Source organism: Aestuariimicrobium sp. G57 (assembly GCF_050110855.1).
Lineage (GTDB): Bacteria > Actinomycetota > Actinomycetes > Propionibacteriales > Propionibacteriaceae > Aestuariimicrobium.
Window position 1 is genome coordinate 545,304 of the sequence record NZ_JBNINW010000001.1, and the last position, 26,165, is coordinate 571,468.

The 26,165-nt window shown below is 68.4% G+C and carries 19 protein-coding genes; 7 read left to right on the top strand and 12 right to left on the bottom strand.

Going from position 1 to position 26,165, the window contains the following annotated elements; genetic code table 11:
• Positions 1–15: 15 nt before the first annotated feature.
• Both ACQCX5_RS02550 and ACQCX5_RS02555 read right to left on the bottom strand, forming a co-directional pair.
• Positions 16–516: an O-acetyl-ADP-ribose deacetylase gene (locus ACQCX5_RS02550; protein ID WP_434540413.1), complete on the bottom strand. Its 501-nt coding sequence runs from the start codon at positions 514–516 to the stop codon at positions 16–18.
• 38 nt (positions 517–554) lie between these two features.
• Positions 555–1,877 (bottom strand): MFS transporter, encoded by a 1,323-nt coding sequence (locus ACQCX5_RS02555; RefSeq protein WP_434540414.1) that lies wholly within the window; start codon positions 1,875–1,877, stop codon positions 555–557.
• A 69-nt stretch (positions 1,878–1,946) separates the two neighbouring features.
• Here ACQCX5_RS02555 and ACQCX5_RS02560 point away from each other — a divergent pair, with 69 nt between their 5' ends.
• Positions 1,947–3,038, top strand: coding sequence for a trypsin-like serine peptidase (locus tag ACQCX5_RS02560; protein ID WP_434540415.1), 1,092 nt, complete (start codon positions 1,947–1,949; stop codon positions 3,036–3,038).
• 5 nt (positions 3,039–3,043) lie between these two features.
• Here the strand turns inward: ACQCX5_RS02560 and ACQCX5_RS02565 are convergent, their stop codons facing one another.
• From ACQCX5_RS02565 to ACQCX5_RS02580, 4 genes are all read right to left on the bottom strand, one after another.
• Positions 3,044–4,369, bottom strand: coding sequence for a transaldolase family protein (locus ACQCX5_RS02565; protein WP_434540416.1), 1,326 nt, complete (start codon positions 4,367–4,369; stop codon positions 3,044–3,046).
• Positions 4,370–4,388: 19 nt separating this feature from the next.
• On the bottom strand, positions 4,389–5,384 hold the full coding sequence (gene dhaK, locus ACQCX5_RS02570) for a dihydroxyacetone kinase subunit DhaK (protein WP_434540417.1): 996 nt from the start codon (positions 5,382–5,384) through the stop codon (positions 4,389–4,391).
• Positions 5,385–5,414: 30 nt separating this feature from the next.
• The gene (gene dhaL, locus ACQCX5_RS02575) at positions 5,415–6,047 is read right to left on the bottom strand and encodes a dihydroxyacetone kinase subunit DhaL (RefSeq protein WP_434540418.1); all 633 of its coding nucleotides are present in this window, start codon (positions 6,045–6,047) and stop codon (positions 5,415–5,417) included.
• A 132-nt stretch (positions 6,048–6,179) separates the two neighbouring features.
• The gene (locus tag ACQCX5_RS02580; RefSeq protein WP_434540419.1) at positions 6,180–8,615 is read right to left on the bottom strand and encodes a phosphoketolase family protein; all 2,436 of its coding nucleotides are present in this window, start codon (positions 8,613–8,615) and stop codon (positions 6,180–6,182) included.
• A gap of 122 nt (positions 8,616–8,737) precedes the next feature.
• Here ACQCX5_RS02580 and ACQCX5_RS02585 point away from each other — a divergent pair, with 122 nt between their 5' ends.
• Positions 8,738–10,021 carry a M16 family metallopeptidase gene (locus ACQCX5_RS02585; protein WP_434540420.1) on the top strand — a complete coding sequence of 428 codons (1,284 nt, stop codon included), beginning with the start codon at positions 8,738–8,740 and terminating at the stop codon, positions 10,019–10,021.
• On the top strand, positions 10,018–11,391 hold the full coding sequence (locus ACQCX5_RS02590; RefSeq protein ID WP_434540421.1) for a M16 family metallopeptidase: 1,374 nt from the start codon (positions 10,018–10,020) through the stop codon (positions 11,389–11,391). Before ACQCX5_RS02585 ends, ACQCX5_RS02590 begins: the two co-directional genes overlap by 4 nt.
• 450 nt (positions 11,392–11,841) lie before the next feature.
• On the opposite strand, the gene ACQCX5_RS02595 is transcribed toward ACQCX5_RS02590, so the two are convergent.
• From ACQCX5_RS02595 to ACQCX5_RS02605, 3 genes are read right to left on the bottom strand one after another with little or no spacing between them, the layout of a single operon-like run.
• On the bottom strand, positions 11,842–14,727 hold the full coding sequence (locus tag ACQCX5_RS02595; RefSeq protein WP_434540422.1) for a UPF0182 family membrane protein: 2,886 nt from the start codon (positions 14,725–14,727) through the stop codon (positions 11,842–11,844).
• Positions 14,724–15,284: a PPA1309 family protein gene (locus ACQCX5_RS02600; protein ID WP_434540423.1), complete on the bottom strand. Its 561-nt coding sequence runs from the start codon at positions 15,282–15,284 to the stop codon at positions 14,724–14,726. The genes ACQCX5_RS02595 and ACQCX5_RS02600 overlap by 4 nt, the downstream gene beginning before the upstream one ends.
• Positions 15,281–16,450: a YlbL family protein gene (locus ACQCX5_RS02605; protein WP_434540424.1), complete on the bottom strand. Its 1,170-nt coding sequence runs from the start codon at positions 16,448–16,450 to the stop codon at positions 15,281–15,283. The genes ACQCX5_RS02600 and ACQCX5_RS02605 overlap by 4 nt, the downstream gene beginning before the upstream one ends.
• A gap of 149 nt (positions 16,451–16,599) precedes the next feature.
• Between ACQCX5_RS02605 and ACQCX5_RS02610 the strand changes: the two genes are divergently transcribed.
• The 3 genes from ACQCX5_RS02610 (at position 16,600) to ACQCX5_RS02620 (ending at position 19,541) form a co-directional block, all read left to right on the top strand.
• Positions 16,600–18,036, top strand: a complete 1,437-nt coding sequence (locus ACQCX5_RS02610) for a zinc-dependent metalloprotease (protein ID WP_434540425.1) — start codon at positions 16,600–16,602, stop codon at positions 18,034–18,036.
• A gap of 345 nt (positions 18,037–18,381) precedes the next feature.
• Positions 18,382–18,543: a DUF5679 domain-containing protein gene (locus tag ACQCX5_RS02615; RefSeq protein WP_434540426.1), complete on the top strand. Its 162-nt coding sequence runs from the start codon at positions 18,382–18,384 to the stop codon at positions 18,541–18,543.
• 161 nt (positions 18,544–18,704) lie between these two features.
• Entirely contained in the window at positions 18,705–19,541 is an 837-nt protein-coding gene (locus ACQCX5_RS02620; RefSeq protein ID WP_434540427.1) for a hypothetical protein, read from the top strand.
• Between the two features lie 375 nt (positions 19,542–19,916).
• On the opposite strand, the gene ACQCX5_RS02625 is transcribed toward ACQCX5_RS02620, so the two are convergent.
• The 3 genes from ACQCX5_RS02625 to ACQCX5_RS02635 form a co-directional block, all read right to left on the bottom strand.
• Positions 19,917–20,291 (bottom strand): WhiB family transcriptional regulator, encoded by a 375-nt coding sequence (locus ACQCX5_RS02625; protein ID WP_434540428.1) that lies wholly within the window; start codon positions 20,289–20,291, stop codon positions 19,917–19,919.
• A gap of 103 nt (positions 20,292–20,394) precedes the next feature.
• On the bottom strand, positions 20,395–20,586 hold the full coding sequence (locus ACQCX5_RS02630) for a hypothetical protein (RefSeq protein WP_434540429.1): 192 nt from the start codon (positions 20,584–20,586) through the stop codon (positions 20,395–20,397).
• 169 nt (positions 20,587–20,755) lie between these two features.
• Entirely contained in the window at positions 20,756–22,846 is a 2,091-nt protein-coding gene (locus ACQCX5_RS02635) for an ATP-dependent DNA helicase UvrD2 (protein ID WP_434540430.1), read from the bottom strand.
• A gap of 103 nt (positions 22,847–22,949) precedes the next feature.
• Here ACQCX5_RS02635 and ACQCX5_RS02640 point away from each other — a divergent pair, with 103 nt between their 5' ends.
• Positions 22,950–26,165 carry an exodeoxyribonuclease V subunit gamma gene (locus ACQCX5_RS02640; RefSeq protein ID WP_434540431.1) on the top strand — a complete coding sequence of 1,072 codons (3,216 nt, stop codon included), beginning with the start codon at positions 22,950–22,952 and terminating at the stop codon, positions 26,163–26,165.

The following is a 26,165-nucleotide window of genomic DNA, read 5'->3' on the forward strand; positions in this document are numbered from 1 at the left end:
CGGCTCAGTCCCCCGTCACCTCGCCACCGCCGCCACCAGCCGCCTGTGGGTGTCCGCGTCGAACGCCACCAGGGTCGCCTCGTCCACCCCAGCTGTGGACGACGCAATCGTCTCGACGGCCACCGCGATCGCATCGTCCTTCGGCCAGCCATAGATACCCGCGCTGACCAGCGGGAACGCCAGCGTCTTCGCGCCGAGTTCGTCAGCCACCTCAAGCGATCGCCGGTAGCACGAGACCAGCAGCGACCGGTCCCGCTCACCGGCGCGGCAGTTCGGACCCACCGTGTGGATCACCCACGTCGCCGGCAGGTTGCCCGCCACCGTCGCCCCCGCATCCCCCGTCGCCAATCCATGCGGGAACTTCTCGATGCAGTCGGCCAGCACCGCCGGTCCGCCGGCGCGGTGGATGGCGCCGTCGACTCCCCCGCCGCCGCGCATGGCGTTGTTGGCGGCGTTGACGACGGCGTCGACGCGCATGGTCGTGATGTCGCCGTGGACGACGGACAAGTGCACCATGCCCCCATTCAACGCCGTCGGATGGAGCTTGTCAGCCCTCAGCCCCGCCCACCCCGGCGTCGCCATTCGCGCGCGAGCGCGTCCGGCCACGACGGCACCACAACACCTTCTGCCTCGTTCAACCGTCGCACCCGACGCCGCGACACGTACACCCCCACAAACCCGAGCCCGAACATCACGAACTGCGTCGCCCACGCCACCCGGAAGTTCGCCGGCGAATACCCACCCAGCACATCGAGCGCCAGCCCGAACACGGCCATGCCGGTGACCCCGAACAGGAACGCCCCCATGATGACCACGCCCGAGGCCGTGCCCATCCGGTTCTCGGGGATCTTGGCCCGGGCCACCTCGATGCCCACGTTCGACCCGGCGGAAGTCGACGACAACGCGACCATCCAGACCACCAGCACCCACATCGGCGGCCGGCCGAACGCAACCAACAACGCCAGCGCAGCGACATTGGTCCATGCCACCGCCAACGGAAAGTTCGACAACCGCAGCGGGTGCCTGGGCGCCAGCCACCCGACCAACAGCCCCATGCCCAGCCCGAGCACCACATACACCATGAACAATCCCGAGATGGCGGTCGGCGTCAACCCAACACCGCCCTCCAGGTAGGGGTATCCCCACATCATCGCGAACATCAGTCCCGGGAACCCCGCCACTGCATGCAGGAAGAACCCCAACCGCGTCGCGGGTGTGCGCCACACCTGCACGGCCGTCTCGACGAACCGGAACTCGCCATCGGCGGCCGAGTGCACCCGCTGACCATCCGGACGATTGCGGATGAACGCCCACGCCAGCACAGCAGCCACCAGCGAGGCGACCGCCAACAGCGTGAACGCAGGCGTCCACCCGCGGGAACGCAGGAACGCCGCGAACGGGATCGTAGAGATCAACTGCCCGGCCTGCCCCAACATGCTGGTCAGCTGCACCAGCATCGGCACCCGCACCGCCGAGAACCAGAACGGCAGCAGCCTGATCACACTCGTGAACGTCAGCGCATCGCCCATGCCGATCAAGACCCTCGCGGCAATGGCGGGCGCCAAGGACGAGGCATGCGCCAGCACCAGCTGACCTGCCGCCATCACCAGCGCCCCGCTGCCGACCACCACGCGTGACCCGAACCGGTCGGCGAGCAGCCCCGCAGGCACCTGCATCAGCGCATAGGTCAGCAGCTGCACCACCACGAACATGCTCAGCACGGTGGCGAGCACGCCGAACCGCTCGGTCGCGGCGAACCCCGCCACACCGAACGACGAGCGCTGCCAGATCGCCGAGATGTAGGCGAGCACCGCGACCCCATAGACCAGCCAGCTCATCGCCGAGTTCTTGGCGGGGGCTGGGGTGGCGCGGTTCACACCCAAACCCTAGTGGCCCTGCACCAGGCGACCGGGTATCAGCCAGCCGCCGGAACCGCTCTTCAGCACATGAGCACTGACAAGCCCGAGGCCACCGTTCAGCCTCCCCTCAATGAACGCGAACTTCGCCTTGACAAGCTGGCGATCCGCCACCACGAGCCGCCCGAACCCGAGCCCATTGCTGCCACTTTCGACCTGGCCACCGATTCCGGGGCCAAGCCAGACGTCTCGGTTGAACAGGGCGAGGACGGTCGTTGGCGGATCAATGTGACGATCGACCGCGCCCGCAGCGCCGTCATCGACCATGCCGCGCCCGAACTCGTCCAGGTGCCCCGCAGGACCCTGCGCACAGGCCTGTCACGGATGAGCCCAGACGAGCTCGCACCCTCGATCCCGGCCGACATGGACGACCTCGCGATCACGCCCGAGCTACCCCAGGGCATGGCGTCGCTCCGGGGCCTGCGTGACGACCGCGACGTTCGTCCGACAACGGTGTTCAACCCCGACGGACGCTGGGTCTACTACGACCGCAACTACCCCTGGCGTTGCCTGGTGCGCATGACCCGCCCCTCCGGCTGGAGCGGCAGCGGCGTGCTGATCGGCCCCCGCCACGTGCTCACGGCGAGCCACTGCGTGGACTGGACACCTGGCTGGCTGCGCGTCGACGTGCTGTACACGAACGGCTCGTCACTGGCCACAGCCTGGGGCACGCACGCCTATTACACGCAAAAGGTCACCGCAGCGAACTACAACAGCAAGAACATGGACGATGACTATTCAGTCATCGTGCTCAACCAACGCCTCGGCGACCGGTTCGGCTGGCTCGGCGCCCGCACCTATTCCGACTCGTGGGATGACGACGTGCTGCCCTGGCGCAACATCGGCTACCCGCAGGACTTCAGTTGGACCGGCGAACTCGCCACCTACCAGCGCGACTTCGCCCTCGACCAGACCGACTATGACTCCGACGCCGGCAAGGTGCTGCTCAGCGACACGTTCGACAACTGGCCGGGGCAATCCGGCAGCCCTGTCTTCGGGTTCTGGTCGGACGGCCCCTATGTCGTGGGCGTGACGTCGGGCGAGAGCAGCTCGAACAACTTCGTCGCTGCGGGCTCGAGCCTCACCGGGCTGGTGCGACGAGCCCGCAACGACCACCCCTGAGCCGACTAGTGCTGGCCGGCCGCCGCCGACATGAACCGGCGCTGGTAACTCACCACCTGGCCCGTCGACGTGAACCGGGCCAGGTAGGCCGGTTCGGCGGTGATCACGACCCGGTCGGTCATGTCTTCGAACTCCGGCTCGGCGAGCAGCCGGTCGATGTCGGGGTACATCGTCGGGCCTTCCATCGAGCAGATGATCAGGCGGGTGTCGGGCAGGTTGCACTGCCGCAGCACCCGCAGGTTGTGCCGGGCACCGTCGAGGCCGTCGCCCTCGGTGGCGGTGATGCCGCGGTAGGCGACCATGCGCCGGGCCAGCGCCAGCACCTCGTTGGCGTCGTAGTCGGTGTCGGTGACGGCGAGGTTGTCGGTGTCGACGAGGTAGCGGCGCAGCTCGGCGACGGTGACATCGCCGCCGCCCATGTCGTGGTCGTCGAGCAGCGTGGCGATGTGTCGGGTCTGGATGAGGCGGTGGCGCACGAACGAGTTGATGAAGTACGGCTTGGCCTGCAGGGCCAATTGGGCCTGGTAGGGCTCGAACATCAGCGTGAAGTTCACCCGGAAGCCGTGCTCACGCAGCTTGAGGGCCAGGTTGTGCCCGCGCAGGGCATCGGCGGTCGCCGGTTGCCACCAGCGCTGGTCGAGCTTCTTGGCCCCGTTGAGCAGCTGGCTGACGTTGCCGGCGTTGACCGGCCCCGTGTGCGGCACCTTGATGACCACCCGCCACTTCGACAGCATCTCGCGGAACTTCTCGGCCTCTTCGAGGATGAGCCCGAAGTCCTTCTCGAAGGGGTTGTTCAACTCCACCGAGATGTCGGCGCCAGGCCCCAGGATCCGTCCGACCTCGGCCATCACCTCGTCACGGGTCGAGAACTTGTGGTCGATGTTGGCCTGGGGGTTGTTGATGAACAGGTCGTAGATGATGCCGGGGTTGCAGGTCAGGTTGGCCAGCAATGGCGCGATGGGCTCGAGCTCGTAGGGGTTGGCGGTGTCGGCGCTGAACAACACGTTGGTGGGCCGCAGCGCCCCGTCGGCGTCATAGGCAATGTCGCGCACCAGGTCGGCACGCAGCACCCCGTCGCCACCGAGCTCGAGTTGCACCCGGAACCCGGCCGGGGTGTGCCCGGCTTCGGTGCCGAAATGGTCGACAACGCTGCGGAATTCGTCGGTGACGCCTACGTGGGTGGCGAACTCGCGGCAGAGCCTGAAGGTGTGGGGCTCGAGTTCGCAGGCAGCCACCCGGGCGACGAGGTCCTCGTCGCCGCGGGCGGCCGGCAGCCCCAGGCTGGATACGCGCAGGATTGGTCCCAGCGCGAGGCTGGGGTTGGTGTTCATTGGTCTGCCTTTCAGAACCTCAGAAGATGCGGTTCACGATCGAGGCCGGGGCCTCGAGCAATGCCTCAATCTCGTCGTCGAGCTTGACCAGCGTCAGCGAGGCGCCGGCCATTTCGAGCGAGGTGCAGTATTCGCCGACATAGCTGCGGCCCACCGTGATGCCCTGGTCGGCCAGCTTCTGCGCGGCGATGCCGAACAGCAGGTACAGCTCGCTGATCGGGGTGCCGCCCAGGCCGTTGATCATCAGCGCCACCCGATCACCCGAGGTGAACGGCAGGTCGCCAACCACGGCGCCCAGCAGTTCGTCGACGATTTCGTCGGCCGAGACCAGCTTGGCGCGGCGACGGCCGGGCTCGCCGTGAATGCCGACGCCGACCTCCATCTCGTCGTCCCCGAGTTCGAACAGCGGGCTGCCCTTGGCCGGCGGCGTGCAGGCGGTGAGCGCGATGCCCATCGTCCGGGTCACGGAATTGACCTTCTCGCCGATGGCCTTGACGTCTTCGAGGCTGCCGCCCTGTTCGGCCACGGCACCGCAGGCCTTGATGACGAAGAAGTTGCCGGCCACGCCGCGGCGGCCCACGGTGTACAGCGAGTCGGTCACGGCCACGTCGTCGTTGATGAACAGCGTGTCGACCTTGATGCCATCCGCATCGGCCAGTTCGGCGGCCATCTCGAAGGCCATCTTGTCGCCGGTGTAGTTGTTGACCAGCAGCAGCACGCCCTTGTCAGAGGCCAGTTTCTTGGCGGTCTCATAGACATAGTCGCTCGGCGGTGCGGCGAACACGTCACCGGGGCAGGCGGCATCGAGCATGCCGTGGCCGACGACCATGACGTGCGCGGGTTCGTGCCCAGAGCCGGAGCCCTGCACGATGCTGACCTTGTCGTTGTTGGGGGCGTCCGAGCGCATGATCAGGTTGTACTCGGGCACATAGGTGATGGTGTCGGGGTTGGCCAGGGCGATGCCCTTGAGCATCTCGGGCACGAACTGCTTGGGGTCGTTGACGAACTTCTTCATGGTGCACCTCGCCTGTGAGAGTGGTTGTTTCTAGCGCTGGGGCCAGGCCCCAGCGAGCTTCTCGAGCATCACGGCGACCGCGGTGGCACCGGCGTCGACTGACCCGATGCTGCGTTCGCCGGTATAGCTGGCACGGCCACGCATGGCCTGCAGTTCTTTGGTGGCATCGGCAGTCGTCCTCGCGGTGACGGCCATCGCCGCCAACGCGTCATCGGTCGAGGCGCCCGCCGCGGTCTCGGCCTCGAAGGTGTCGATGGCCGGAACCAGCGAGTCGAGCAGGGTCTTTTCGCCGAGCTGTGCCTGACCGCGGGCCTGGATGCCCTCGACCGCGGCGCGCAGCGCGACGACGACGTCGGCCGGGGCGATGGTCTCGTGGCCCTTCAGCTTGCCGCCGGCCCGCAGGAACGCGGTGCCCCAGATGGGCCCGGACGTGCCGCCGACCCGCTGCGAGATCGCCTGGGCGACCTTTTGCAGGAAGACGCCCGCGTCGGTGCGGTCGAAGTCGTCCCACTGGGCGAGGACGTGTTCAAAACCTCGGGCCAGTGAATAGCCGAAGTCGCCGTCACCCACGACGGCATCCAGTTGGCCGAAATACTCCTCGTTCGCACACGCGGTGTCCGCGACAGTGCGGACGACGAATTCGGCATCGCTCAGGGCGGTCATGCTGGTCCTTTCAACGCTGAACAAACCTGCACCTCGAGCCTACCCCCTGCCTTCTGGGAACGACACCGGGGGCGCCCTGTCAACAGGACGCCCCCGGCAGTTCAACCCACCCGGTGTGTGGGGTTTGCCCGATCAGGCCTGTTCGTTGAGGTCCTCGCTGGGCTCCTCGTCGGGCTGGCCCTTGAGCACCCAGTCGCGCACCTCGGGCATGTCCTCGAGGTGCTCCACGATGTATTCCTCGTGGCGGGCCAGCTGACGCTCGCACCAGGCCTTCAGCTCGGCCATGCCCCGCACCTTGCGCTTGGAATTGTGGATGGCATCAATCACCAGGTCGTACCGGCTGGCGCGGTTGCGCACCACCATGTCGAACGGCGTGGTGGTGGTGCCCTGCTCGATGAAGCCGCGGCAGTGGAACCGGTCGACGTCGGGACGACCGTGCACCAACTGGTGGATGGTGCCCGGGTAGCCGTGGAAGCTGAACACCACGTCGACGTCATCGGTGAACAGTTCGCGGAACAGTTCGTTGGTCATGCCGTTCGGGTGGTCCTTGGGACGCGCCAGCGTCATCAGATTCACCACGTTGACCACGCGCACCTTGAGCGCCGGCAGTTGCTCCTTGAGGATCTGCGCGGCGGCCACGGTCTCCATGGTGACGACGTCGCCCGCGCAGCCGAGCACGATGTCAGGTGCCTCGTCCGACTCGAGGTCCTCGTTGCCGGCCCAGTCCCAGACGCTGGCGCCGCGGCGGCAGTGCTCATTGGCCTGCTCGAGGGTCAGGTACTGCAGCTGCGGCTGCTTGTCCTGCACGATCAGGTTGACGTGGCTGCGGCTCCTGAAGGCGTGCCGGGCGACCGAGAGCAGGCAGTTGGCGTCCGGCGGCAGGTAGATGCGGGCCACGTCGCCGCGGTGCTGCATCACGTTGTTGATCAGGCCGGGGCCCTGGTGGCTGAACCCGTTGTGGTCGTTGCGCCACGCGGTGGACGACAGCAGGATGTTCAGGCTCGGAACCTTCGCCCGCCAGGGCAGGTGGTTGGCCTCTTCGAGCCACTTGGCGTGCTGGATAGTCTGGCTGGCGCTGACCATCGCAAAGGCCTCGTAGGTGGCGAACAGGCCGTGGCGGCCGGTGAGGTTGTAGGCCTCGAGCCAGCCATGGCAGTTGTGCTCGCTCAGCACCTCCATCACGCGGCCCTCGGGCGACAACTTCACGTCGTCGGCGGTGCGCGATTCCATCCAGGTGCGGTCAGAGACCTCGAACACCGAACCAATGCGGTTCGAGTTGGTCTCGTCGGGGCAGAACAGGCGGAAATTTTCGGGGTTGCGGGTGTAGAGGTCACGCATGAGCGCGCCGAGCACCCTGGTCGACTCGTAGCGGGTGGAGCCCGGGGCGTCCACCGCGATCTCGTAGTCGGCGATGTCGGGCAGGTCGAGGTCGCGGGTGAGCAGGCCGCCGTTGGCGTGGGGCTGCTCGGTCATCGCCTTGGTGCCCTGCGGGTTGTTGCGGGTGACCAGCTCGGTCGGGTGCCCGTTCTCGTCGAACAGTTCCGCGGGGTTGTAGGACTTCATCCAGTCCTCGAGGATCTCGCGGTGGGCGTCGTCCTCCTTGACCCCGGCCAGCGGCACCTGGTGGGCACGCCACGTGCCCTCGACGACGGTGCCGTCGACCTCGTGCGGGCCGGTCCAGCCCTTGGGCGAGCGCAGGATGATCATCGGCCACCGCGGACGACCCTCGGGGGCGGTGCCCTCGCGGGCCGCGGCCTGGATGGCCTTGATCTTGCCCCAGGCCTCGGCGAACGCCGCCGCGAAGCGGTGGTGCATGCCGGGCACGTCGTCGCCATCCACCTCAATGACGTCGTAGCCGTGGCCCTCGAACAGGCTGCGGACCTCTTCGCGCGGCTTGCGGGCCAACACGGTGGGTGAGGCGATCTTGGCGCCGTTGAGGTGGAGCACCGGCAGCACGGCACCGTCACGGGCAGGGTTGACGAAGCTGATGCCCTTCCACGAACCCTCGAGCGGGCCGGTCTCGGCCTCACCGTCGCCGACCACCGACAGGGCGATCAGGTCGGGGTTGTCATAGATGGCGCCGAAGGCGTGGATGAGCGCGTAGCCCAGCTCGCCGCCCTCGTGGATCGAGCCGGGGGTGGTCACCGATGCGTGCGAGGGGATGCCGCCGGGTGCGCTGAACTGGCGGAAGAACCGGGTGAGTCCGTCGACGTCCTGGGTCACCTTCGGGAAGTAGTGGGTGTAGCTGCCCTCGAGGTAGCTGGCGCCGGTGAGCGAGGGACCGCCGTGGCCGGGGCCGGCGAGGTAGATCATGTCCTGGCCGGTGTGGCGGATCAGCCGGCTGGCGTGGGCGTAGATGAACGCGAGGCCCGGCGAGGTGCCCCAGTGGCCGAGCAGGCGCGGCTTGATGTGGTCAGCCGTCAGCTTCTCGCGCAGCAGGGGGTTGCCCTGCAGATAGATCTGGCCAACGGTCAGGTAGTTGTTGGCGCGCCACCAGGCATCGACGGTGGCGAGTTCGTCGTCGGTCAGCTCTGCGAGCTGGGCGACGGTGGTGTCGAGATCAGTCATGGGGCCCACTCTTCTACTCCTGAGGTGACGATGTGCGTTGTAGACCACAAGTTTCACCGGCGGTTCACCTGCCGGGCATTGCGCGGGCGGTGCATGTCGGTGCGGGCGGCTACGCTGGCCAAATGCCGCTCACGTCCGACCCGGTTCACTACGCACTCGACGAACACACCTTTGACAACGGGCTTCGCCTGATCGTCAACCATGACCCCACCGCCCCCGGGGTGGCGGTGAACCTGTGGTACCAGGTGGGTTCCCGCGACGAGGTGGTCGGCCGCACCGGGTTCGCGCACCTGTTCGAGCACCTGATGTTCCAGGGCACCTGGACCGGCGTGGCGACCGGCGAACACCTCGCGGCGATCCAGTCGGCGGGCGGCACGGCGAATGCCACCACCAGCTTCGACCGCACCAACTATTTCGAGACCGTGCACCCCGGGGCGCTCGAGCTGGCGCTGTGGCTCGAGGCCCAGCGCATGGAACACCTGATGGTCGACCAGACCAACCTCGACACCCAGCGCGAGGTGGTCAAGGAAGAGAAGCGCCAGCGCTACGACAACGTGCCCTACGGCGAGACGATCGCCGCACTGTTCGAGCTGGCCTACCCCGCCGACCACCCCTATGGCCACACCCCGATCGGGTCGATGGACGACCTTGACGCCGCGGCCCTCGAAGACGTCCAGGCGTTCCACCAGCTGCACTACTCCCCCGGCAACGCCATCCTCGTGCTGGCCGGCGCGGTGGGACTGGCGGAGGCCGTCGACAAGGTGGGTGCCCAGTTCGGCGCGATCCCGGCCACACCGGTGCCACAGCGCAGCACCCCGGCGGGGTTGCCGGCATTTGCGGGCAACCCGACGACCCAGCTGGTGCGCGACGTGCCCCGCGACGCGACCCACCTGGTCTGGCACATCCCCCGCTTCGACCACCCCGACGCGCTGGCGATCGACCTGGCCCTCGACGTGCTCGGCTCTGGGCAGTCGGCGCGCTGGCACCGCGACCTGGTGGTGCGCCGCGACCTCGCCGAAGGAGTCAGCGGCTCGACGATGGGCCTCGTCGGTGATGCGAACCTGGCACTGGTCAGCTCACGCACCCGTGACGGGGTCTCGACCGACGAACTGGTCGACGCGATCCTCGACCACATCACCCGGCTGGCTGACAAGGGCCCGAGCGCTGAAGAGATGCAGCGCGTCCACGCCCAGTTGGAACGCTCACTGCTCACCGAACTGGCCAGCCTCGAGGCACGCGCCGACGAGATCAACCAGTGGGCCAGCCTGACCGGTGACCCGGCCCGCATCAACCACATCCTGACCGACTACGCGGCGATCACCCCCGCGGCGATCCAGCAGGCGGTGCGCACATGGCTCGCACCCGAGGCCCGCGCCACACTGACGTTCCGGAAGGCGGACGCATGAGCACCACCATCACCCCCCGCACCCCCCGCCCGGGAGTCACCCACGGCCACGACTGGCGCTTCCCGCTGCCCGAGGTCGTCACGTTGTCGAACGGGTTGACCGTCTGGTTGTTCAACCTGCCGGGCCAGCATGTCGCCGCGCTCGACCTGATGATGCCGATCGCCCTCGACGCCGAACCGCGCGCCCTCGAGGGCCTGGCGGGCCTGACGCTGCACACCAGCGACGAGGGCACCGTGCCGCACCCGGACGGCCGCATCTCAGAACTGCTCGAGAACGTCGGCGCCGCCTACGACGGACGCACCGCCAACACCCACACGTTTGCCACGCTCGACGTGCCGACCACCCGGTTCGCCGAGGCCCTGCCCCTGTTCGCCGAGATCCTGGCCCAGCCCGAACTGTCCGACGAATCCGTCGAACGCCACAAGGCGCTGCGGGTTGCCGAGATCGAACAGGCGCTCGTCAGCGGTGCGCACACCGCCAACATGGCCACCCGGGCACTGCGTTGGCAGGCGGGCACGCGAGCCTCGCGCATGCTGGGCGGCAACCGCGAGACGGTCGCCGCGCTCACCCCGGACGATGTGCGCGGCTGGCACGCGGGCCACTGGGGCCCCGACGCCAGCACGGTGGTGGTGGCCGGCGATTTCGTAGGGCAGGACCCACTGGCGCTGCTCGAGGCAACACTGGGCCAGTGGCAGGTGGCGACGGCGCCGCGGGTGGCATCGTCCGAGGACCAGTTCGCCGAGCTGCCCTCGACGAGGGTCGTCAGGCTCGTCGACCGTCCCGGCGCAGTGCAGATCGACCTGCGCATCGCCGGTGTCGGCGTCGACCGCCACGACCCCGACTGGGCGGCGCTGCAGGTGGCGAGCGTGGCGGTGGGCGGGTCGTTCCTGTCGCGATTGAACAAGGTCCTGCGCGAAGAACTGGGCTATACCTATGGCATTCACCTGGCCGCCACGCCGCAGGCGTCCGGGGGTGTGTGGGCGGTCAGCGCCAACGTGCGCAACGACGTGGCCGTCGATGCGCTCGACCAGACGCTGAAGCTGCTCGACCTGTCGGCCAACCCGCTGACGCAGGCAGAGGTCGACGACGCGATCAACCAGGTCGTGGGGCTGGCGCCGCTGCGCTATGACACGGCCGAGGCGATCGTCGGCCAGGCCACGACGCTGGCCACCGCCGGTGTCGATGCCGACCAGGTGAACCGCCACCACGCCGCGCTGCGTCAGGTCAGCGCCGAGCAAGCCACGGCCGCGCACCAGCGCATCATCGGAGCCGAGCGGGGGCATGTCGTGGTGGTGGGTGATGCGGCACAGCTGGCGGGGCCGCTGCAGCAGGCGGGATATGACGTGCAGCCGTTCGAGCTGCACGCCTGAGGGGGTGGGCGGGCACGGTGAACGGCCGAGCGCATGCTCGTCCCCGGCCCCGGCCCCCCGCCCGAACCTGCACAAGTGACACTGGTGCCAGCTCCGCAACCGATCCAGCCCATTCCGGCTGCGGACGCGGCACGCGTGCCACTTCTACAAGTTCGTGGACGAGCCGAGCTGAGAACAACCCGAGCCCGGTGAACGCCCCGAGCCCATGCCCGTCCACCCCCCGGCAGCCGGCCCGAACCTGCACAAGTGACACTGGTGCCAGTTCCGCAACCGATCCAGCCCATCCCGGCTGCGGACGCGGCATCGGTGCCACTTCTACAAGTTCACGGACGAGCCGAGCCCAGAACAACCCGAGCGCGGTGAACAGCCCGAGCCCATGCCCGTCCACGACCCCGAATCAAGCTGAAACCTGCAGAAATGGCCGACGCGCCACTCCCGCAGGTTCGCCCCTCAGCGGTTCTTCTGCAGCGCCAGCGCCTGGGCCACCTTGGTCCGGGCGTCGGCGATGTGCTTCTGGTACGCAGCCAGGTCGCCAGCCTTGAGCGCCGCATCAGCCGCCGCGAACGAGGCATCCGCCTCGCCCAGCAGCTTGGTGATCTGCGCGTCGACCTCGGTGGGCGGGGTGTTGTTCGGGGTCTGGTCGTCCGGTTCGTTCTCGTCGGTCGAGGCCCCGGAATCACCGCCGAAGACCGAGTCGAGCGCCTGCTGCAGGGTCTCACCGATGCCGACATGCTCACCGAAGCGCACCGCCACGAACTGCAGCGCCGGGTAGCCCGCCGAACCGACCTGGCGTTCGGTATAGATCGGCAGCACATACAGCAGTCCACCACCCAGCGGCAGCGTCATCAGGTTGCCGTACATCGCGGTCGCAGAGCCCTGGTTCAGGAACGGCCGCAGCTTCTCGGCCACCACCGGGTCGGTGGTGATCGCGTTCATGGTCTGGCCGGGGCCTGCGATCTGGTTCGCGTCGTCCATCTGCAACACCCGGATCTTGCCGTAATCAGGGCTGGAGGCATCAGCGTTCACGGCCATGTACGAGCGCAGGTTCTCGCGCCCGCTGGGCACGAACGTCGCGGTCTGGCTGTAGACGGGCTGGGGGTCACCGGGCCACTTGATCGACAGGTAGTACGGCGGCTCCTTCTTGCCCCCGGCCTTGACCGGGTCATCGGGAACCTGCCACACGTCCGAACCCTGCACCCACGTCAGGGCATTGGTGGTGTGGTAGCGGGTCATCATCTGGCGCTGCACCTTGAACAGGTCCTGCGGGTAGCGCAGGTGGCTGAGCAGTTCGGCGGGGATCGCCGACTTCGGCTGCAGCACATCGGGGAAGACCTTGAGCCAGGTCTGCAACACCGGTTCGGCCTCGTCCCAGGCGTACAGCGTGACGGTGCCGTCATAGGCGTCGACGATGCCCTTGACCGAGTTGCGCATGTAGTTGACGGGCTTGTCCTGCTGCATGCGCATGGTGTCAGAAACGGCATCGCTGGTGGCGGTGCGCAGGTCGGTGCGCTGCGAGTTCGGGTAGTTCGCCGAGGTGGTGTAACCGTCGACGATCCACACCACACGGCCATTCACGACGGCCGGGTAGGTGTCCTTGTCCCACGTGAGCCACGGCGCCACCTGCTGCACCCGCTGCAGCGGCTGCCGGTCGTACATGATCTTCGAGTCGGCGTTCACCCGGTTCGACAGCAGCAGGTTCGCATCGGCGAAGCGCGCCGCATAGCTCAACCGGGTGATCGGGTTGCCGATCGGCACCCCGCCCTTGCCCGAGTAGGTGTTCTTGGTGGCATCACCCTGGTTGCCGGTCGGCTGGTCGAACTCGACAGGAGCGGTGCCCTGCGGTGCGCCGACCACGACGTACTGGCTGGCCAGTTCGCCGAAATAGATGCGCGGTTCATGTTCGGGCAGCGTGCCCGTCACCGGGATGCCACCGGCAGCCCAGACCGGCTCACCGTTCGACTGGCTCTGGTTGCCCATCGCCGCCACCAGCCCGTAGCCGTGGGTATAGACGGTGTGCAGGTTGTTCCAGGACTGGTCGATGTTGTTGACGTCGACCTCGCGGGCGGCCAGCACGATGTCGGTGGCCTTGCCATCGATCGTGTAGCGGTCGACATCGAGCACGTTCTGGAAGGAGTAGTAGCCGCGCACCTGCTGCAGGTGTTCGACGGCCGGCGAGATCAGCGACGGGTCCATCAACCGGATCGCGGGCAGCGCCTCGGCGTCGGCCTTGAGCTGACCCGCCGTGGCGGTGGTACGGGCGGTGTAGCCCTCCTGGATCTGCACATTGTTCAGGCCGTAGGCCTGCCTGGTGGCGTCAAGGTGGGCCTGGATGTAGGGCCGTTCCTTGTCCTGTTCCGAGGGCTTGACATAGATCTGCTGCAGCAGTGCCGGGTAGATGCCCGAGACCACCAGCGACGAGATGATCATCGTGACGATCGACAGGCCGGCGAGCGACCATCGGCGCACGCGCGCGTTGATGGCGAACAGGGTGGCGCACAGCAGCGCGATCACCACCATGATCAGCTTGGCCGTGCTGCGGGCGTTGTCGTCGGTGTAGCCGACGCCGGTGAACATGCCAGAGGTGCCGATCGAGTAGCCCACCCGGTCGAGCAGCAACTGGCCCGCCCACACCACCAGCAGCAGCGCGAACAGGATCGACAGGTGTGTCTGGGCGGCCGGGCTGAACGGGGACTGCAGTGCGCGCAGGTTTTGCCCGGACGAGGACAGCACCCGCGGCCCGAGGCTGCGCAGGGCACCCACGATGAAGTGCAGCGAGATGGCGATCATCGTCGAGATCACGAGTGCAGCCAGCAGGAACCCGATGATGAACTGCCACCACGGGTAGTCGAAGACGAAGAACGAGGCATCCAGCCCAGTCCAGGGGTCCTCGACGCCGAACGGGGTCTTCTCGCGCCAGGCAAGGTAGGTCATGGTCTGCGCGCCGCCCGCGATCCCCGCGAACAGGCCCACCACCGCCGCGGGGATGACCACGGCGCTGGTGGTGCGCTTCTCAATGAGTTCGCGTGAGCGTTCCACCATGGCCGACTCTGCTCGTCCACGGGTCTTGGGACGCAACTTCAGCGCCAACCAGGCGTTGCCGCCCACGATGGCGGCCATGACCAGGCCGAAGACGAGGAACAGGGTGATCGAGGTGCCCAGCTGGGTGGTGTAGACCGAGGTCATGTCGAGGCTGCGGAACCACAACCAGTCGGTCCACACGCGCGAGAACAGGCCGAAAGCGATCAGCAGCGCGAGCAGGCCGCCAACGATCCAGAGGCCGATGCGGGCGCGGTTGCCTGGCGAGTGCGCCGGGGCGCGGCGGGCAGAAGTGCTCATGTCAGGGTCCCTGCGACGGCATCAATCAGGTCGGGGGCGAGTTCCTGGGTGCCCAGCAGGTCGTCCGGGTGGGACAGCAACCGGGCCACGCCGTAGCGGGCGCCGTCACGCAGGGCACCGACCACGATGCGCATGTCCTGGCGCTGCGGGTGGTTGGCGACGAACTCGTCGGGGTTCTGCTGCGGGATCTCGGACTCGTGCTGGGGTGCCAGGAAGGCGCGCTCGAGTGCGAGGGCGCAGCCGAACACGCTGGCGGGCCAGCTCATGCGGCCCAGCGTCGCCAGCAGTTCTGGCAGGTCTCCCCCGGCGTGGAAGTCCTCCTGCTCGATCGAGCTGAGCGAGTCGGGGTTGCCCTGGGTCAGGTGTGCGGCCAGCGAGGGTTCGTTGCGGACGAGCTCGTCGGTGCGCACCAACGCGAACAGGCGTGCCGGCTGGTCCCAGCCCTGGCTGGTCACGTGGCGCTCGATGTCCATCAGCGCCGCGATCAGCACGTTGTTGGCATCGTCCGGTGCCTCGACGGTGTCGGTCTCATTGGCCTTCATGTCTGCGTCGCTCAACAGCGAGGCACCCCCTGTCCATCCGGCGAAGTCTTCAGGCGCTGCAGCCCGCCGATGGCTTCTCGCAGCGTGCCCACCTTGATGAGCTGCATCGTGGTCCGGACCCCGGAGAGGTCACGGCAATTGTCCGCGGGCACCAGGAAGATCGTGGCACCCGCCTTCTCGGCGCCCCGGATCTTCTGCTGGATGGCACCGATCCCCGCCACATTCCCCGAGGGACTGATCTCGCCGGTGCCCGCCACCTTGCGCCCGGCGAGCAGGTCGTCGGGCGAGATCAGGTCATAGATCGCCACGGCGAACATCACCCCGGCGCTGGGACCGACAATGTCGGGGTCGATGCCGTACGAAACCTTGGGCGTGTACTGGTAGCCAACGCCGACCCGGATGCCGACCTGGGGCTGCTGCGGGTTGTTCGGCGAGGGGACGGTCGTGACCGTCACCGTCTCTTGCGTGCCGCCCCGGTCGACGGTGAAGACCACGGGTTCGCCGACCGCGTGCGCCCTGATGGCCGTGGTGACGTCGGCAAGGGTCTGGACGGCCTTGGCATCGACCTTCAGGATCATGTCACCGGGCAGCAGCTTGTTCAGGGCCGGCCCCGACACCGTCACCGCAGTGACCATCGGCAATTCCTTGACCGGCTGGCCGGCCGCGCGCAACGCCGCGACGACGGCGTCCGACTGCGAGGTGCCCATCAACGCGACTTCTTCGGCCTTCACCTGCTGCACCGACTTGCCGGGCGGGTAGATGAACCGGCGCGGCAGCACATCGCGGTAGGGCGATGCGTAGTTGTACATGGCCTCTGCCAGGCCGAGACGGGAATCGACACGGGTCTGGCTCACCGTGGTCAGCCGCAGTTCGCCGTTGAGCGGCGTGGTGGTCAGCCCTTGCACCTGCACCGCCGCGGCCCCCGATGACCCGGCACCGGCCAGGTTGACCGTGCCGCCCGGCCGCCAGCCCACATACGGAACGGGGGCCAGGGCCAGCACGAGGGTGAGCGCAAAGAAGACGCCCGACGAGACGACGGCAGTCAGGGTCTGCTGGCTGATCCTGGGCTGACGGCGCGACGCCGGGGCCGATACGGACTCGCGGGCGATCGGTTCGGGGCTTGGTGCGGCCTGTCCCGGTGACACGGTCGACTCAGGCCGACTCGGTGGTCGGTCGGGCACGATGCCTCCTCGCGTCGCTCGGGTTGCGTGCCTGAACCTTACCGCGCCCCGGCAACAACCCGCGTCGGGGTTGGGCCGGGGTTGCCGTCGCGGGCTTGCCGTCTACGGTTGAATGGAGATCCCGACGTGCAGACCCAGGAGGAGCACTCATGTCGCATCCTGATCGCGACGACGACCGCCCCGACGACCCCGACAAGGGTGGCGAGGGCAACGGTGAGGGCGGCCAGCCGACCGACCCGCTGTCGGAACTGCTGCGCCAGCTGGGCCAGAACCTTCCCCCCGGCATGCAGGGCCTCGATCTGAACGCCCTGATGAACCAGCTGGGCGCCATGTCCGGCCAGATGCCCCAGGGCGGTGGTATCGGCTTCCAGCCGCCGAATGCCCCCGGCTTCCAGGCACCCAAGGGCGGCAGTGACAACGAGTGGGCGTGGCTCAAGGACCAGGTGCGCAAGATGTCGGCATCGCTCGGGCCCGACCCGACGCCGACCTCGGCGCAGCAGGCCGAGGTGGCCGATTCGGCCCGACTTGCCGAGATGTGGCTGGACGAGGCCGTCGAATTCCCCGCCGTCCGCGCGGCCCCGACAGCCTGGAGCCGGGCGGAATGGGTGGAGGCCACCTTCCCCAGCTTCCGGCCGATGGCCCAGCCGGTGATCGAGGCGCTGTCCGAGGCCCTCGGCAAGGCCCCCGGCACCGCGGCAGAGGGTGCCCCCGAGGACGACCCGCTGTCGATGCTGTCAACCATGTTCGCCCCGATGATGCGCGATGCGGCCCGCCGGATGTATTCGGCGCAGTTCGCCCAGGCAATCGGCCAGCTTTCGAAGAGCGTGGTCTCGTCCAGCGACCTCGGCTTTCAGCTGGCCACCCCCCGGGTGGCGATGCTGGTCTCAAACATCACCGACCACTTCGGTGAGCTCGACGTGCCCGACCGCGACGTGCTGCTGTACCTGACCCTGCGTGAGGCGGCGCGGCAACGGCTGTTCGCCCACGTCGGTTGGCTGGGCCCGCAGCTGCAGGCGTTGGTTGAGCACTACGCCCGCGAGGCGCGCATCGACCTGTCGGCGATCGAGTCGATGTTCGACGTGGGCGACCTGTCAGAGCTGAACCAGGAAAAAATGAACGAGATTGCCGAGAAGGTGCAGGGCAAGCTGTTCAACCCCGACCCCACGCCGGAGCAGGTCGAGGTGCTCGACCGTCTGCAGACGCTGCTCGCGCTGGTCGAGGGCTGGGTTGACCACGTCGTCCACGGGGTCGCGAGCCGCTGGATGCCGGCAGAACCACAGCTGTTCGAGGCGGTGCGGCGTCGACGTGGGTTGGGTGGCCCGACCGAGGAGGTCTTCAAGCGACTCGTCGGCCTGGAGATCAAGCAGCGTCGCATCCGTGACGCCGCCAACCTGTGGGCGGCCGTCGAATCGGCCCGTGGCAAGGCGGAACGCGATGCGCTGTGGCAGCATCCCGACTTGCTGCCGACGTCGGCCGGCCTGGATGACCCCGTCGGCTTCGCCAACCCGGACGCGGCGACCGAGGACACCGGCGACGACTGGGACAAGGGGCTCGAACAGTTGCTGCGGGAAGAGGGTCGCGAGTAGTCGTCGACTGGTTGACGGCCGCGTCACGGCTTCGATACCGTTGGGTCAGCCCCCGGGTGGGCTTGCGTGCAGGGGAAGGCATGCGAAACCACCCGGGGGTCACTGTTTTGTTGAGGGTCACTGTTTTGTTGAGGGTCACTGTTTTTGTTGAGGGTCACTGTTTTTGTTGGGGGGTTGTGCTGGGTGTTCGGCGGCGCCGCAGCGGGCCCATGTGCGCGACACGCGGCACGCCGTGTGCACCCAAATCACGCCTGAGCGTGGCTCACGGCTACGATGGAGCGGTAGACGAGGCCACGTGCCCTGAGGACGGGCGGTCTCTGACCGATCTTTATCTAGGAGGACAACATGGCTGATGACACTTACAAGGGTGAGTTCTACTGCGTGAAGTGCAAGGAGAAGCGCGAGGCCGAGGGCAACATCGTGGTGAACGAGAAGGGCACCCGCATGGCCAAGGGCAAGTGCCCCGTGTGCGGCACCAACCTCAACCGCATCCTCGGCAAGGCCTGAGCTCACACCGAGTCCGAAGGGGCTGGGCGCACGTGATGTGCGCCCGGCCCCTTCGTCGTTGTTGTCCGACACGCCTGGGGTGTTGTCCATCTGCGACGTGGGGTTGTCCGTTGCGTTGAAGCCCTTCCGGCCAGGGGTCGCCATCGGTTTGGCTGTGGCCCATGACCAGTTCGCTGCTGATGCCGGGGCCCACTGCCCTGCCGCTGTCCCCCGCTGCCAAGGAGCTGTGGCGGCTGCACCACCAGGCGGTGGTGCTGGGCGCCGGCCGCCCTGACGCGGTGGCGATCAGGGTGGGGCAGGCGCGCTGGAAGCTCGAAGGCCTGCGTCCTGCCACGACGGGGTGGCTGGGCTCGCTGGGGCGCTGGCCGACGCGTTGCCGGGCGGTCGCTGCCGGGGTGGGGCCGTCGGACGAGGACGCAGCCCAGCAGGCGGCGCTGGCCCGATGGTTGCTGCGTGAAGGGCTGGCCACCCGGCTGGACACAGGCAGGACCCTGTTGGTCTCGCACGGGTATTCACAGCTGCGTCCGGGGGTGGGCCGACACCTGGACCTTGACTACGGAACACTGCCGCAGCCCGACGACCTCGCCCTGCACCGGGGCCTGGTGGTGGTCGAGGGGGCCCTGCACGACCCGGCGGCGACGCAGCTGTTGCACCGCTGCGGTGTGCCCCATGTGGTCGTGGAACTGGGCGCCGAGCGCTGCCGGGTCGGCGCCTTCGTCGACGCGGGGGCATGCGTGCACTGCGACGACCTGGCGCTGGCGGCCCAGCGTCCGCTGCTGGCCTCGAGGTTGTTGCTGGGCGAACAACGCCACCTGGTGCCCGGGTGGATGGTGGATTGGGCTTCGAACCAGGTGGTGCTCGCGGCGCGGGCGTGGCGACAGGGTGCCCCGCTGACGCCGGGGTGGTGGACGCTGGACGCCTCGGGCCAGGTGGGCCACGACGTGGTGCTGCCGCACCGCTCGTGCTGTGGCAGTGGGGCGGTGCGGCAGGCGGCGTAGGGCTGGTGTGTTGCAGAAGTGGCGCTGGTGTCACGAGTGCAGGTGGTTTCGGCTTGTGGGCTTGCAGACGTGGCACTGGTGCCACTTGTGCAAGCCGGGCTGCCCACAGCGGTGCCGAACCGTCGGTAGTTGAACGGCTCGGCACCGCCGTGACCGGCCGGGGGGGGTTCACCAGCCGGCGACTACTGAACTCGTCCGGGGGCCCGATGTTGCAGAAGTGGCGCTGATGTCACGAGTGCAGGTGGTTTCGGCTATTGGGCTTGCAGACGTGGCACTGGTGCCACTTGTGCAAGCCGGGCTGCCCACAGGTGCGCCGAACCGTCGGTAGTCGAACGGTTCGGCACCGCTGTGACCGGCCGGCGGGGGTCCGAACGGTCAGGCTGCCGGGCTGTCGGCGTCGCTCCCCTCGTCGCCGGTGCGGGCGGCGTCCCGCCGCGGGTTGCGCACGGGCAGCGGGGTGGGCAGTGCCGGGATGACGGGCAGCGGGTTCTTGCGCGGGCGGCCACGCGGACGCTTGCGGGGCACCACCACGCCGTCAAGCAGCAGCTGGCCTCCCCAGACGCCGTGGGGCTCCCGGCGACGCAGGGCGCCGTCAAGGCATTCCTTGATCATGGGGCAGTCCTGGCAGACGAGCTTGGCCGCTTCGATGTGGGCCGGCTCGGCTGCGAAGAACAACTCGGGGTCATGGTCGAGGCACGGCAGCATCACGGCATCCCCCACGCTGAGGATGTCGAGCTGGTCGGCGAACATGGTGTCTCCTGGATTGGGCAGGTCTGTCGGTGTCAGCAGGGAGACACGGAAAGGGCCGTGAATCCCGATCTGGATTCACGGCCCGTGTTCGTCGAGGCTCAGCTCAGTCGCTGTACCCCTGTGGGGATGAATCCATGGAGTTGTGGTTGCCGCTCTCACGACCACGCAGGTTGAGGTCACGCAGGCGGAGTCCGGCCAGGGCGCCAGTGGGCACAAAGGTGCCAGCGACAGTGACGTCGGGCGCGACAGCGAGACCCAGGCCATCAAAGACCTGCGTCGACTTCTCGTACTTCATCGGTGCCCACCTCCTTCCTCTGATCGGACCCCAGCCGCACCGCTGATCGGTGCACCGGGATCGGGCGAGTTACACACTACCCCGGGGGCGTATGGGGCATGCAAGCGATTTATTGCGGAACTTTTTCAGACGGGTGCCAGGACGCCAGCTCGCTCAGCCCCGGTGCGCATCAAACCCGGTGAGCATCGACGATCTCGAGCACGGCCTCGCCATAGCGACCGACCTTGCTGGGGCCGACGCCCGAGATCTCCAGCAGGTCGTCCTCGTCACCGGGCATCGCCTCGGCGATCGCGACCAGCGTGGCGTCGGTGAAGACGATGAAGGCCGGGGCACCGTCGGCCGCCTCTTTGCGCCAGGCCTTCAGGTCGACGAGCAGGGCCTCGCTGTACGTCGATGCGCAGGTGGCATGCCGTCCGACCTTGCGTTCGGCCGCGGTGCCCAGCGATTCGCCGCACACGCGGCACTTCTGCGACAGCGCGCTGCGGCTGCGCCGGGCACCGTTGTCCGTGCCGGGCGCGCCTGCGGCGTCCCGCACCGTGCCGGGGGTGAGCCCGACGAGAAACCGGGACATGCGCCGACCACCGCGTCCGGGGCCACCGGTGCGCGACCAACTGACCCGCAGGTGTTCGCGGGCGCGGGTGAGGCCGACGTAGAGCAGGCGGCGTTCCTCGTCGATGGCGCTGGGCGTGACCGACAGCGAGAACGGGATGGACCCCTCTGCCACGCCCACCAGGGCGACGGCGTCCCACTCGAGGCCCTTGGCCGAATGCAGCGTGGCGAGGGTGACGCCCTGGCCCAGGGGGGCTTCCTGGCGAGCAGCCCGCTGCTGCAGTTCGTCCACGATCGGGCCCAGGCCGGCGGTGGCGTCCTCTGCGGCGATGTCACTGGCGAGGTCGACGAGCGCGGCCAGTGACTCCCAGCGTTCGCGGGCGGCGCCTGCGCCCGTCGGCGGTTCCTCTGTCCACCCCGCGCCCCCGAGGACGGCCTTGACCGAGGCCAGGCCCGGGTCGTCCGGGGTGTTCTGGGCATGGGCAGCGAGCAGCCGCAACGCCTGCCTGATCTCGGGACGTTCGTAGAACCGCTCACTGCCACGCACGACGTACGGCACGCCGGCCTCGGTCAGTGCCGCTTCGAGGGCGGGTGCCTGGGCGTTGATGCGGAACAGCACGGCCATTTCACGCCATTCGATGCCCTTGGCAGCCAGTTGCTTCAGCCAGCCGACGACGGCCCGGGCCTCGTCGGCGTCGGTGGTGTGGCCCTCGAACACCGGCGCGGGACCGTCAGGGCGCTGGGCCCGCAGCACAAGCCCGGGGCTGCGACCGTTGAAGTGCGGCGGGTGCAGCACATTGTTCGCCAGATCGACGACCTGGGGGGTCGAGCGATAGTCACGGTCGAGGCTGATCGTGGTGGCCTCGGGAAAGTTGCGGGCGAACCCGGTGAGGAAATCGGGGCGGGCGCCGGCATACGAATGGATCGACTGCGCCGGGTCGCCCACCACGCAGATGTCGTCACGGTCCCCCAGCCAGGCCATCAACAGCGACTGCTGCAGCGGCGAGACGTCCTGGTATTCATCGACGGTGAAGTGGCGGTACCGGTCGCGCACCTCTGCAGCGACCTGCGGGTGCTCATGCATCATCGCGACGGTGCACAGCAGGATGTCCTCGAAGTCGATGACACCACGTTCACGCTTGATGCCCTCGTAGTCACTGATCACCTTGGCCACCTGCGCGACGTCGAGGCCATTGACCTCGCGGCCCGTGGCCCGGGCCAGCCCCGGGTAGGTGCCGGGGGTGACGTTCGACACCTTCGACCAGCTGATCTCGCTCGACAGGTCGCGGATCATGGTCGTTTCGGTGGACAACCTGCTTCGGGACGCCGCCTCGGCGACCATGCCGAAGCGTGATTCGCTCAGTGGCGGCAGTTCCGCGCCGTACGCGCGCGGCCAGAACCACTGCAGCTGGCGCAGCGCGGCGGAATGGAAGGTGCGGGCCTGTACACCATGCACGCCGAGGTCGGCGAGGCGACCGCGCATCTCGCCGGCGGCACGGGTGGTGAACGTGACCGCCAGGGTGCGAGCGGGGTCGGCGACACCGGTCAGCGAGGCATGGGCGATGCGGTGCGTGATGGCGCGGGTCTTGCCCGTGCCCGCCCCGGCGATGACGACAACGGGCCCGTGGACTGCCTCGGCGACCCTGCGCTGCTCGGGGTCGAGCGCATCGAGGATCTGGTGCACGCGGGTGGCGTCGAGGTCGGTGGGCATGGGGTTCACTCTATGACGGCTGCCGACAGGGCCGGACTCCCACACTTTTTGTCGGGGGGTGCCCATAGGGTGGCAAACGACTGCTCGACACAAGGAGGGGTGGATGGCTGGGTCGCTCGAGGTTTTCGAAGGATTCGACCTGGGTGCACTCGTGGCCGGGATGGCCGCGCAGCTGCCCGGTGCTTCCGGCGACCCGTTCGCCATGCGCCTTGCTGTCACACCCGGGGCGGCGCATCAGCGCCACGTGTCCCAGACGATCGCGCGCACGAACGGTTTCGGGGTGTGCGCCGGCATCGAGTTCGTCACGCTGCCCCAGCTGCAGCGCCAGTTGCAGCAGGCGTTGTGCGGTGGCGACCTGCCACACCCCGACAACGACCCGTGGGCGGCCCACCACCTGTCACGGCTGGCACTGCAGGGTTTCGACACGGTCGTGGACGAGCAGTGGGCCAGCCCGCTGATCACCCACCTGGCCAGCGATGAGCTGCGTCCCGGGCGGCGGTTGGCGACAGGCCGGCGGGTGTCGCGGCTGGCCCGCGCCTATTGCCGCAATGCGCCGGACATGATTGATGCCTGGGACGCCGGGCGCCACGTCGGCCCTGACGGGCAGTCGCTGGCCATCGGCGACCAGTGGCAGCCACGCTTCTGGCAGGTGCTGCGCGACCTGGCCGGGGTGCCGCACCCGTTGGCCCAGCAGCGGTTTTTGGTCGACAGGGTCGCCGGGGCGCGACCCGCGGTGATCCCCGACGAGGTGCACCTGCTGTGCGTCGACGTGCTGCACCCGCAGCAGGTCGACCTGCTCGCAGCGCTGGCCGCGAACTCGCGGGTGGTGGTCTGGCAGCTCAACCACGCCAGCGGCGCGGACGATGCGGTGCTGGGGCGGCTGTCACGGGTGCACGCGACGGCCATGGATGCCTGGCGCAGTGCCGGCGCGACGATCCAGTCGGTGACCCCGGCGATCGGGCGGCCGGCCACTGACCTCGGGCGCCTGCAGGTGGCCGTACACGAAGGCGCCGAGGCTGTGCCGAGGGGTGGGGACGAGGCTGACGGCACCATCAGACTGCTGCCCTCGCACGGGCCGAACCGGCAGGTCGAGGTGCTGCGCGACTACCTGTGTGGGCTGTTCGTGGACGACCCCACGCTGGAACCTCGCGACGTGGCGGTGCTGTGCCCGGATCTCGACACCTTCGCGTCGGTGCTGGACGGTGCGCTCGCGTCGGACTCCCCCGCCGCGGATGCCCACCCCGGCCACCAACTGCGGGTGCGGATCAGCCATGACGGCGCGCGCCAACCCAACCAGGTGCTGCAACTGCTCGACGACGTGCTGGCACTGCGCACCTCGCGTGCGACGTGGCAAGACCTGTTCGACCTGTGCCTGTCGACGCCGGTGGCCGCCCGCTGGGGGTTCGGCGACGACGGTGGCCAGGCGCTGAAGCTGCTGATCGGCAAGGCCAACATCCGTTGGGGTCTCGACGCGGCGCACCGCAAGGAATTCGGCATCACTCCCAAACGGGGCACCTGGTACGCAGGCGTCGAGGCGCTGGTGCTGGGCGCGTCCTATGCCGATGCCCCGCTGACGACATGCGGCGAGGCGATCCCCGCGAGCCACCTGGATTCACGCGCCACCGAACTGGCAGGACAGCTGGCAGAGTTCGTCTCGCGCCTGCGGTTGTTCTTCCACCAGCACTCCTCCCCCGCCACCGCGGCGGAATGGAACGATCGGCTGCAGGGCCTGATCAGCGACCTGGTGGCGATGCCGCGCCAGCAGCGCTGGCAGGTGGCGGCAGCACGCGCAGCGCTGGCCGAGTGGGCCGGCCCGCATGCCGATGGCGCGCTGCTGGGCCGGGCCGACGTGCGCCAGGTGATCGCCGAGATGTCGCGCCAGCAGCGGATGCGCCCCAGCTTCGGCACCGGCGCCCTGGTGGTCACCGGACTGCGTGACCTCACGGGCATCCCGCACCGGGTGGTGGTACTGCTCGGGCTCGATGACGTCCGGTTCCCCCGCCGACTGCCGATGATCGGCGACGACCTGCTCGCCGGGCACCCCAACCGGGCCGTGCCGAACGAACGAGCACGCGACCAGCAGCACCTGCTGAACGCCCTGGTCGCCGCCACCGAGCGGGTCGCCATCGTGTACCAGGCCCAGGATGCGAGCAGCCTGAACGTACTCGATGAACCCGTGCCGATCACCGAGCTGCGCGAGGCGGCCGGGGCCCTCGGCATTCACCTGCCGGCCGCGGTCACGTCGGCGAACCGGCAGGCACTGCTGCCCGGCCAGGCCCACTCCCGCGCCAACTTCCTCGAGGACGAGGCGCACGGTGTCGAACCCTTCAGCTTCGACGTGCGGGCCTACTCCGCCATCCGGCACGTCGAGCAGACCCCACGGTCGCGCCTGGCCACGGCCGCCCACGGCGACCTGTTGCTGCACGACTTCCCGGTCGCGCCGCACCCCACGGTGGTGCGGTTGCAAGACCTGACCGCGTTCTTCAAGGACCCCTTGCGGGCATTCCTGCAGCAGCGGGCAGGCGTCCAGTTGAAGACATGGGACGACGACCTGTCGGTGCGCGACACGCTCGAGGCCACCGGGTTGACGACGTGGCAGGTGAAGACGACCGTGCTCGAACACCTGCGCATGGGTGAAGACCCCGAATCGCTGCATCGCCACCAGCTGCTCAGCCCGGATGTGCCGAGCACAGCCAATGGCAAGAGGTCAGTCGACACCGCCATGCGCAAGGCCGTGGCTCTCGCCGATCGCCTGATGACGAACACGGCGTCCGAACGCACCGTGGTCGTCGACATCCCCGTCCCCCACCCCGACGGCGACATCCGGCTTGTGGGGGCCGTGCGGGCCCGCGGTGAGGCGCACCTGAGTGTGACCACCAGCAAGCTGGGTGGCCACCTGCTGCTCGAGGCCTGGATCAATGCCCTCGCCCTGTCCGTGGCCACCGGGCGCCCGCCGGTCGCAGGGATCGAGGATGACAAGGGCCTCAATGAATTGACCTCGGCGCCGGGACATCGCACGCCCGCCGAGCTGCTCGCCGACCTGGTGCTGCTGTACGTCCACGGGCAGACCCATCCGCTGGCCGCACCACCCAGGACACTGTGGACCCACAAGACGTATGGCGATGACAACGCCACGAAGGACGCGTGGATGCGGGAACGCGACGTCAACTGGGAACCCTTCACCCCATGGGACCACAGGACTCTGCTGGAACAGACCCTGACCTGCTCGGCCGCGGACGGCGGGGGCTGCTACCGCGTGCCGGTCCGCGACCTTGTCCCACGCTTGTTCGGCGGCTTCGTGATCGACAGGAGGCAATGA